The sequence below is a fragment of the Aeromonas sp. BIGb0445 genome (genome assembly GCF_024809075.1).
GTDB lineage: Bacteria > Pseudomonadota > Gammaproteobacteria > Enterobacterales > Aeromonadaceae > Aeromonas > Aeromonas rivuli.
In genome coordinates, this window is sequence record NZ_JANUES010000009.1 from 133477 (window position 1) to 142788 (window position 9312).

Consider the following 9312-nt stretch of genomic DNA (forward strand, 5'->3'; position numbering starts at 1 on the left):
GAGTGTGTTGAACGAGAGTCTGGTCATCCGTCTGGGGACGACCCAGGAAGAGCCGGTCGAGTGGCTGGTCTGGTCGAAGGGGGAGGAGGAGATCATCGCCTCCGGGACCCTGGCCTCGGCCCATGAACTGCATGAGCTGCGTGAACGGGCCGGAGGTCGTCCCGTGGTCGTTCTGGTGCCGGGCAGCGCCGTTATCTTCCGGCGAGTGCGGCTGCCGGGCAAATACAACCGCCAGTCGGCGGCGGCCCTGCCTTATCTGCTTGAGGAGCAGATCGCCTCCGATGTGGAGTCCCTGCATCTGGTCGTGCTGTCTCATCAGGGCCAGGAGGTGGATCTGATGGCGGTGGACCGGCAGCAGATGCTGCGCTGGCTCGGCTGGTTGGAGGCGGCGGGGCTCAAGAGCCTGCAACTGCTGCCGGATGTGCTGGCCTTGCCGCAGGCGAGCGACGGCTGGTCGGCGCTACAGCTGGGCAAGGTCTGGCTGTTGCGCCAAGGGCCTCACCAGGGACTGGTTGCGGACGAAGTCTTGCTCGGCCTGCTGCTGGGCGCGCAGCCCGAGCCTGTCACCATTCACAGCCATACCCCCCCCCCCGCCCTGGCGGGAGCGAACTGGCAGGGGGCCGATCCCGAACTGCCCATGCTGCTGCTGGCCCGGGAGGCGCTGCGCGGTCAGGTGAACCTGTTGCAGGGGCCCTTCCGGCCACAGACCGAGTACAGTCGTCACTGGTTGCAGTGGCGCAAGGTGGTGGTGGTGGCGGTGGCCTTGTTGCTGGTCACCCTGGGGCAGCGCGGCCTGGCCCTCTATCAGCTCGATAAGCAGGACAAGGCACTCAAGGCCGAGATCCGGGAGGTCTATACCCGTATCTTCCCGGGAGAGACCCGGATAGTGAATGTACGCAGTCAGGTGGAGCAGCATCTGAGGCTGCTGGGCGGTGCGCCCCAGAGTGGCGTCTTGCTGTTTCTGACCGAACTGGCCCCCACCTTTGCCGAAGTGCCTGGGCTCAAGCCCGAGGTGCTGCGCTTTGATGTGGAGCGGGGAGAGCTGAGGCTGCAAGTCACGGCCCCCGGCTTTACCGAGATGGAGCGATTCCGCGAATTGGCGGGCAAGGGTTTCGAGGTGCAACAGGGCGAGGTGCGCAGCACGGAAGGTCGGGTCGAGGGGGCACTGGTGCTCAAGGGTAAATCATCATGATGACAAGATTCGAACTCTGGTGGCGCGGCATCAGCGCCCGGGAGCAGCGACTGGTGGCCATTGGCGGTACTCTGCTGATCATCGGTCTCTTCTATTGGCTGGTGTGGCAACCCCTCGGCAATCGCATTGCGGAGCGGGAGCGACAGGTAAAGAACCAGCAGCAGACCCTGGTCTGGCTGAAAGAGAAGGGTGAGCGGATCTTGGTAGCCCAGGCGGGCAGCGGTCGCAACATCGATTTGGGGGGCACCCTGGATGGGGTCGTCAACCGCACCGCCTTCAACCACAAGATCAAGATCACCCGGCTGCAACCCCAGGGTCAGGAGTTGCAGGTATGGATAGACGCAGTCCCCTTCGATGGGCTGCTGATGTGGCTGGCCGAGCTGTCGGACAGATACGGCGTCCAGGTCAAGGTGATTGAGGTGGCCCGCGAGCAGTTGCCCGCCGGCATGGTCAAGGTGAGACGCTTACAGGTGAGTCGCCCGCAATGAAACGCAAGATCTGGATAGTCGTCGTCTTCATGCTGGCCTGGCTGGGCTTCTTGCTGACCAGCGTGCCCGCCAGTCTGGTGGCTCGCCATCTGCCGCTGCCGCCCATGGTCAAACTGGAAGGGGTGAGTGGCACCCTCTGGCAGGGGGAAGTGGCGCGTCTGCAATATGCCAGCGAGTCTGTGACCCGGCTGCGCTGGGATCTCAATGGCTGGTCGCTGCTGCGCTTTGCTCCCGAGCTGGCGGTGCGTTTCGGCGAGCGGGATGGCCTCAATGGCCAAGGGGTGGTTGGTTGGGGCAGCGCCGCCTTTGGCCGTGACCTGACCCTCAACGCTCCCGCCCCCTGGTTGCTGAGCCGGCTGCCCCTGCGCCTGCCCTTCCCGATCACGGCAACGGGCCAGTTACAGCTCAAGATCGATGAATTCAGTCAGGGTCAGCCCTGGTGCGATAGCCTCTATGGCAACCTCCACTGGTACGATGCCGAGGCAGACACCCCGGCGGGCAAGTTGAATCTGGGGGATCCCGAGGTCAAGTTGACCTGTCTCGACTCCAAGCTGGTGGCCGAGCTCAAGCAGGGGTCGGAGGCGGTGCAGGTACTGGGCAAGCTGGAGTTGCAGGCCAATCGCCAGTACCTGTTCCAGGGCAGTCTCAAGCCCGGTCCCGAGTTGCCGGAGCAGATGAAACAGGGGCTGCCCTATCTCGGTCAGCCAGACAGTCAGGGCCGCTTCCCGCTGCGTTATCAGGGCCGCATCTGACCCGCAGCAGTATGAATAGACAACACCCCGCCTCGGCGGGGTGTTTCGTTATGGCGCTGATCAGGCCGTCGATTCGCCGTCGCCGGGCGCCGTGATGAGATGGTTCAGAAAGAAGCTGAACAGCTCGGCGCGCGAGCCGAGCCGCAGCTTGCCATAGAGATGTTTACGGTGATTCTTCACGGTGCCGCTGCCAATCCCGAGCGCCGTTGCGATGGCCTCGGTATCCAGCCCTTGCAACAGCAGGCGGGCAACCTGGCGCTCCCTGGGGGTGAGCTGATCCCCGCCGACAGTGTCCATCGCCAGCTCCAGCGCGGCCTTGACCGTGGCGCCGTCAGCCGACGTGGTGCTGGTTGCCATCAAGGGCATGGCCTGTGGCCAATGCTGGCGGCACAGAGCGTGCACCAGCGGAAACAGCTCTTCCAGCTTGACTCGTTCGCCCTGACTCAGGGGGTGGCGCTTGCCGAGACGCCCGAGAAAGAGCACCAGGGTCAGCCCGGCATGGATGGGCAGGATCAGCCCCACCTCCTCCTGCCAGCCGGTGGCCTGATAGAAGCGTTGCTGATAGTCCGGATCCAGCTTGCCCTGTGATACTTGTGCCAGGGTCCAGACCCCTGCGGGCAACCCAGCGGCCAATGCCTGCATGAAGGGATCCTGACCGAAGTGGCTGGTGAGGTAGCGATCAAACAACAGGGCTCGCCGGTGCTCCAGATTGTCATAGAGGTAGACGGGCCGCTGCCCCATCCCGAGCAGCAGGGCGCAGTCGAATGCCACTTGCCGCTGGATGAGACGCACCAGCATGGCCGGGAAGGCACTGGTGTGCAGGGCATCCAGGGTGGCGGTCAGATCGGGGGTGAGGGTGGCGTGGGTCATGACGGGCTTGGCTTCCTGGGGAGGGGCTGAGTCACTTGAGCAGAGATGCTAGCACGGGGTGAGAAAACTGTCCCCTGAGGGACATGGCCGTCGGGCTGCCAGAGGGGGAGGATAGCGACCTTTCCCCCGTTTCGGAGATCCCATGACAGACCCCAGGTTGCTCGATGAGTTGACCGAGCGTGGCCTCATCGCCCAGCACTCAGACATGGCGGCCCTGCGCGATCACCTCGCCACGGCGCGTACCCTCTATTGCGGATTCGACCCCACCGCGGGCAGCCTGCACATCGGTCATCTGGTGCCGCTGTTGATGCTGCGCCGCTTCCAGCTCGCCGGGCACCGCCCGGTGGCCCTGGTCGGCGGCGCCACCGGCCTCATCGGCGATCCCAGCTTCAAGGCGACCGAACGCAGCCTCAACAGCAATGAAACCGTACAGGGCTGGGTCGCCAGCCTGTCGGCCCAGATAACCGCCCTGTTACCTGCCGCTGAGGGGCTGGCGGCGGCCACCCTGGTCAACAACGGCGACTGGCTGGGGCAGATGTCGGCCCTGGATTTCTTGCGGGATGTCGGCAAGCACTTCTCGGTCAATGCCATGCTGGCGCGCGAGTCGGTGCGCCAGCGGCTGGCCCGCCCGGATCAGGGTATCTCCTTCACCGAGTTCTCTTATGCCCTGTTGCAATCCCTGGACTTCGCCGAGTTGCACCAGCGGCTCGGCTGTACTTTGCAGATTGGCGGCAACGATCAGTGGGGCAATATCCTCAGCGGCATGGATCTCACCCGCCGCCGCCATCAGGCCCAGGTGTTTGGCATGACGCTGCCGCTTATCACCAAGGCGGACGGCACCAAGTTCGGCAAGACCGAGGGGGGCGCCATCTGGCTGGATCCGGCGCTCACCTCGCCCTATGCCTTCCATCAGTTCTGGCTCGGCACAGCGGACGAGGATGTCCATCGCTTGCTGCGCTACTACAGCTTTATGGCGCTGACCGAGATTGATGCACTGGAGGCAGAAGACGCCAGCCGGCAGGGGCGCAAGCTGGCCCAGCAAGTGCTGGCCGATGAGTTGACCGAGTTGGTGCACGGCAAGGGGGCGCTGGCGGCGGCGCGGCGCATCAGTGAGTTGCTGTTTTGCGGCGATGCGGCTCGCCTTGGGGAGAGCGATCTGGCCCAACTGGCCCAGGATGGCATGCCGAGCTGCCAAGTGCAGGGGCCGCAGGATCTGCCGAGCCTGCTGGTGGCGTGTGGCCTGGCTGCCTCAAAGCGTATCGCCCGCGAGCTGCTAGGGGCGGGGGCCATCTCCCTCAATGGTGTGTCGACGCAGGATGAGTGGCTGGCCCCTGGCGATCGGCTGTTTGGCCGCTACCTGCTGCTGCGCCGGGGCAAGAAGCAGTACCGGCTGGTGGAGTGGCTGGACTGAGCCGTCCCTGATAGACGCCACAGGGGTGACATGGTGCTGACCGTCCGTCACCCTCAATCGCCAGCGCGACTCATGGGGCAGCTCGCGCCATGATGGAGAGGAGGGACTCTGCCCCATCTTGCGCTGAGTCAGCCCGCTAGCGGCAACAGCTCGGCATAGTCGTGTATGGCCGGGAAGGCGGTGATCCGCTGCGCGGGTTGCTGACTGTCCGGGGTCTGGATGGCGAGCTGATAGCCGATGCCAAAGTCGGCGGCGGCCTGCAAGATACGTTCGCTGTCATCGACAAACAGGGTACGAGCGGGATCGAATGCCAACCGTTCGGCCAGCGCCTGCCAGCAGTACTGGCTCTCCTTCGACCAGCCCAGTTCGTGGGTGCTTATCATCAGATCCAGATGGTCGGCCAGTCCGAGTCGCGCCTCCTTGACCGAGAGGCTGGCGGGGTGGGCATTGGTAAACAGCACCAGCTGCTTGCCCGCCGCCCGCAACTCGGTCAGGAAGGGGATGGCGTTGGGTCGCCACTGGATCTTCTCCAGGATCTCCTGCTTGAGGGCGCGAATATCCAGCCCCAGGGTCTGGCTCCAGTAGTCCACACAGTACCAGTCGAGGGTGCCGCTGACGGCGTGATAGCAAGTATCTATCCGCGCCTTGGCCTCGGCCAGCGACAGCGCGCGCCGCTCGGCATAACACTCGGGCACCCGCCGTTGCCAGAGGTAGCTGTCAAAATGGAGATCGATCAGGGTGCCATCCATGTCGAGCAGGACTGTATCTATCTGGTGCCAGGGAAGCGGGGTCGGCATGGGGTATCTCGGTGTTGAAAGGGCGCGCCATTATAACGGATTTTTAGGGTCGCTTTCCCGGCCTTGGCCCGTGGTGTTCGTCTTGCGACTCGTTTACTCTTGAGTCATGACTCTCGCCAGTGGCCCGGCTATGGATCCCAACAAGCGCAAACCCGACATCATCAAGGCTGACATCGTGGCCGAAAGCCGCCTGTTCAAGGTGGAATCCCTGCATCTCAAGTTCTCCAACGGCGAGGAGCGGGTCTATGAGCGGATGCGGGGCGGCAACCGGGGTGCCGTCATGGTGGTGCCCATGCTCGATGCCGACACCCTGCTGCTGATCCGTGAATATGCCGCTGGCACCCACAGTTATGAGCTGGGCTTTCCCAAGGGGCTGATCGATCCCGGTGAGGATGCCCTGACCGCGGGTAACCGCGAGCTGATGGAGGAGGCGGGCTTTGGCGCCAACAGCCTGACCACACTCAAACAGGTCTCCCTGGCCCCTGGCTATTTCGCCAGCAAGATGGACATCTTGCTGGCCCGGGATCTTTTCCCCGAACAGCGGGTCGGTGACGAGCCTGAACCCCTGGAAGTGATCCCCTGGCCACTCAATCGCATCGACGAACTGCTCGAGCGGGAGGACTTCACCGAATCACGTAGCATCAGCGCCCTGCTATTGACCATCAAGTGGTTGGCAGAGCAGGAAAAATAACGCCAGAGCGGCGAGTGACACAGAGGATGACAAGATGCAGGAACTACTGAGCTGGGTTCCCGGGGTCAAGGAGATAGCCCGCGAAGCGGGGCGTATCCTTCACGACATCTATCAAGGCGGCCAGTTTGAGCGCGAGCTGAAGGAGGATGCGACCCCGGTCACCAGTGCCGATCTGGCCGCGGATGCCTACCTGAAACAGGCGCTCGCGGCGCTCACCCCCCATATTCCTGTGTTGACCGAGGAGGCGGCGGATGTCCCCTTCAGTCAAAGATCGAACTGGCGGCAGTACTGGCTGGTGGATCCCCTGGATGGCACGGGGGAATTCATCGCCGGCAGCGGTGACTTCGCCACCCTGATAGCCCTGGTGCGGGACAATGTGCCGGTGCTCGGCGTCATCTATGCCCCGGAGGCCGATCTGCTCTACTGGGCGGTGCGTGGTCATGGCGCCTTCAAGGAGGTAGCCGGTGAGAGCAAGCCCATCCGCGCCCAGCACCATGAACATGATCTTCCCAGCTCCCTGGTGATCGCCATCAGTCGTCGCCAGCAACAGGCGAGCCTGACGCGTCGTCTCAACCCGAGCATCCATTACGATCTGGTCCCGCTGGGATCCAGCTCCCTCAAATCCTGTCTGGTGGCCGAAGGGGCGGCCGACTGCTATGTGCGACTAGGCCCTACCGGTGAGTGGGACACCGCAGCGGCTCAGTGCATCGTCGAGGCGGCGGGAGGGCGCATCCTCAGTCTGGCGTTGCAGCCACTGAGCTATAACGAGACAGAATCCCTCGGCAATCCCGACTTCATCGTGATGGGGGATCCTCGTCTGGCTTGGACCCAGATAGTGCTGCATCGCGACTGACCGTATCTTGCATCGGCATAAAAACGGCGACCTCAGGGTCGCCGTTTTCGTTGATATCGCCAGCGGGCGGGGAGCTCGCCTGCCATCAATCAAGAGGCGGTTCTGCGGCGGTTTGCTGCTGGCGAAGCCACTGGCCAGGGGTCAAGCCACAGGCTTTGGCGAAGGCGCGGGTCAGGGCGGCGCTGCTGCCATAGCCCACCGTCGGGGCAACCAGCTTGAGGGGCTCCCCCGCCAACAGATGCTGCTGGGCCAGGGTCAGCCGCCACTCGCTCAGATAGCGCAGTGGCGTCTTGCCTATCAGCTGATGGAAGTGGGCGGCGAAGCGGGCGCGGGACATGCCCGCCAGCGCAGCCAGCCCTTGCAGCGTCCAGGGATGTTCGGGTTGTTGCTGCATGGCGATGATCGCCTTGCCCAGCCTCGGATCGGCCAGCCCCGCCAGCACGCCCCCCCGGTAGAGCCCGGCATCGAGCACATGGCGCAACACCAGGATGAGCAGCAGATCCAGCAAGCGATCCATCGCCTGACTCTGGCCATAGCCGGGTTGAGCCGCCTCCTGAAACAGCAGCTCCAACACGGGAGCCAGGCCGGGGGCGCTGGCCAGGGGAATGATCAGGCGGCTCGGTAGCGCCGCAACCAGGGGGTTGTTGTGGGTGCGGCCGAAGTGGACGTTGGCGCAGACCAGATCGCAGTCGAGCCGACTCTGCATGCGGTGGCCGCAGCCCGCTGGAAACAGGATCAGGGTCGGCTCATCCAGGGTGACGCTAGCCTCCCCGTCACTGCTCAGTCTGAGGGTGCCCGCGCGAAGCAGGTGCAGGTGGCCACCAGGGTCCGAGCCCTGATAATCGGCCCGACCACACAGGCTGCCTGCGTAGAAGAGCCGGGCCCGGGGCGCGTATTGATGAAGCAGTACCGACAAGGAATCCATGATTGATACGATAGGTGACTATTTTTGGACTGTTGGTGATAAATCGTATCATGCTTTTTGAAATACTCCCTCTCGTTGACCAGCCAATCCATTAACACGAGAGGACAATGTCCATGGTACGTATCCATCCCCTGACCATAGCCCAGGCCAAACCCGCCGCCGCCACGACCCTCACCGCCATCAAGGGCAAACTCGGCATGGTGCCGAACCTGTTTTCCACCCTGGCCAACTCCCCCACGGTGTTCAAGGCCTATCTGGCCTTTGCCGAGACCCTGGGCCAAGGGCGACTCAGTGCCCGCCAACGGGAGCTGCTGGCACTGGCCATCGGCCAGGAAAATGCTTGCCAATACTGCCTGAGCGCTCATGTGCTGGGCGCCAACAAGGCCGGTTTTTCCCCGGCGCAGATCCGCCAAGCCCGTCTGGGTAAGGCCGAGGATCCGCTGGATCAGGGGCTGATCTCGCTGGCAATCCAGCTGGTTCGTCAGCGGGGCGTCATCGATGACGGCCAGCTGACCGCGGCCAGAGCCGCCGGGGTGGACGATGAACTGCTCATCGAAGTGTTGGGACAGGTCGCCCTCAACACCTTCACCAACTACAGCAACCATGTGGCGGGTACCGAGATCGACTTCCCCCTGGTTGAGGTGCAGCCATGAGGGACGGCTGGTTGGCACGGGCCAAGCCCGTGACCCGGGAAGAGAGCGGTTATCTGGTGGGATTGGCGGGGGTGCTGCTCATCCTCGTCTGGCTTGGGATATTCAAGTTCACTCCCACCGAGGCGGAGGCGATAAGGCCGCTGGTAGCGAGCCATCCACTGATGAGCTGGCTCTATGGCATCTGGTCGGTGCAGGGGGTCTCCAATCTGGTGGGGATCGCCGAGTTGGTGGTCGCTCTGGCCCTGCTGCTCTCCCTGCGCTATCGCCTGGCGGGTGTTTACGGCGGTTTGGGCGCCTGCATCATCTTCCTGATGACATTGAGCTTTATCTTTACCCTGCCCGGCGCCTGGCGTTGGGTGGATGGCATGCCGATAGTCGATTTCTTCCTGCTCAAGGATCTGGTGCTGCTAGGGGTCTCGCTGACCGTGATCAACCGCAGCCGGGCCTTGTAATTTCAAGCTTTAACCTACTGTTTGCGCCTCAGGATGAGGCGCTTTTTTATGGTTGTCGCCAGCGCCTGACAATAAAAAAACGCGGCCTGAGAGCCGCGTTTTTGTGAGCCGTTGAGTGAAAACTCACTCGGCGTCGTAATCTTCAATCTCTTTGCCGAGCGCTGCCATGACGGAGAGCCGCGGGCTTCGATATTCAGACAACAAAAACGCGGCCTGAGAGCCGCGTTT

The 9312-nt window shown here is 63.3% G+C and carries 11 protein-coding genes; 8 read left to right on the top strand and 3 right to left on the bottom strand.

Translation table 11 applies throughout. The features are described from left to right. Window positions 1-7 precede the first annotated feature (7 nt). From exeL to exeN, 3 genes are read left to right on the top strand one after another with little or no spacing between them, the layout of a single operon-like run. Complete coding sequence (gene exeL / locus M2367_RS16160) at window positions 8-1192, top strand: GspL family type II secretion system protein ExeL (protein WP_259237281.1); 1185 nt, start codon at window positions 8-10, stop codon at window positions 1190-1192. Then, window positions 1189-1680, top strand: coding sequence for a GspM family type II secretion system protein ExeM (exeM, locus tag M2367_RS16165; protein ID WP_042044299.1), 492 nt, complete (start codon window positions 1189-1191; stop codon window positions 1678-1680). The genes exeL and exeM overlap by 4 nt, the downstream gene beginning before the upstream one ends. After that, complete coding sequence (gene exeN / locus M2367_RS16170; RefSeq protein WP_259237272.1) at window positions 1677-2432, top strand: GspN family type II secretion system protein ExeN; 756 nt, start codon at window positions 1677-1679, stop codon at window positions 2430-2432. The genes exeM and exeN overlap by 4 nt, the downstream gene beginning before the upstream one ends. A gap of 60 nt (window positions 2433-2492) precedes the next feature. Here the strand turns inward: exeN and M2367_RS16175 are convergent, their stop codons facing one another. Continuing rightward, window positions 2493-3302 carry a helix-turn-helix transcriptional regulator gene (locus M2367_RS16175; protein WP_042044297.1) on the bottom strand — a complete coding sequence of 270 codons (810 nt, stop codon included), beginning with the start codon at window positions 3300-3302 and terminating at the stop codon, window positions 2493-2495. Window positions 3303-3444: 142 nt separating this feature from the next. Here M2367_RS16175 and tyrS point away from each other — a divergent pair, with 142 nt between their 5' ends. Further along, complete coding sequence (tyrS, locus tag M2367_RS16180) at window positions 3445-4713, top strand: tyrosine--tRNA ligase (RefSeq protein ID WP_259237273.1); 1269 nt, start codon at window positions 3445-3447, stop codon at window positions 4711-4713. Window positions 4714-4841: 128 nt separating this feature from the next. On the opposite strand, the gene yrfG is transcribed toward tyrS, so the two are convergent. Beyond that, window positions 4842-5510 (bottom strand): GMP/IMP nucleotidase, encoded by a 669-nt coding sequence (yrfG, locus tag M2367_RS16185; RefSeq protein ID WP_259237274.1) that lies wholly within the window; start codon window positions 5508-5510, stop codon window positions 4842-4844. Between the two features lie 106 nt (window positions 5511-5616). Between yrfG and nudE the strand changes: the two genes are divergently transcribed. Beyond that, window positions 5617-6201, top strand: a complete 585-nt coding sequence (nudE, locus tag M2367_RS16190) for an ADP compounds hydrolase NudE (protein ID WP_259237275.1) — start codon at window positions 5617-5619, stop codon at window positions 6199-6201. 34 nt (window positions 6202-6235) lie between these two features. Next, window positions 6236-7054, top strand: a complete 819-nt coding sequence (cysQ, locus tag M2367_RS16195) for a 3'(2'),5'-bisphosphate nucleotidase CysQ (RefSeq protein WP_042044293.1) — start codon at window positions 6236-6238, stop codon at window positions 7052-7054. An 85-nt stretch (window positions 7055-7139) separates the two neighbouring features. On the opposite strand, the gene M2367_RS16200 is transcribed toward cysQ, so the two are convergent. Further along, entirely contained in the window at window positions 7140-7979 is an 840-nt protein-coding gene (locus M2367_RS16200; protein ID WP_259237276.1) for an AraC family transcriptional regulator, read from the bottom strand. Window positions 7980-8092: 113 nt separating this feature from the next. Between M2367_RS16200 and M2367_RS16205 the strand changes: the two genes are divergently transcribed. Both M2367_RS16205 and M2367_RS16210 read left to right on the top strand, forming a co-directional pair. Then, window positions 8093-8632, top strand: a complete 540-nt coding sequence (locus M2367_RS16205) for a carboxymuconolactone decarboxylase family protein (protein ID WP_259237282.1) — start codon at window positions 8093-8095, stop codon at window positions 8630-8632. A 29-nt stretch (window positions 8633-8661) separates the two neighbouring features. Beyond that, window positions 8662-9084, top strand: coding sequence for a DUF417 family protein (locus tag M2367_RS16210; protein WP_042044421.1), 423 nt, complete (start codon window positions 8662-8664; stop codon window positions 9082-9084). Window positions 9085-9312: the final 228 nt, after the last annotated feature.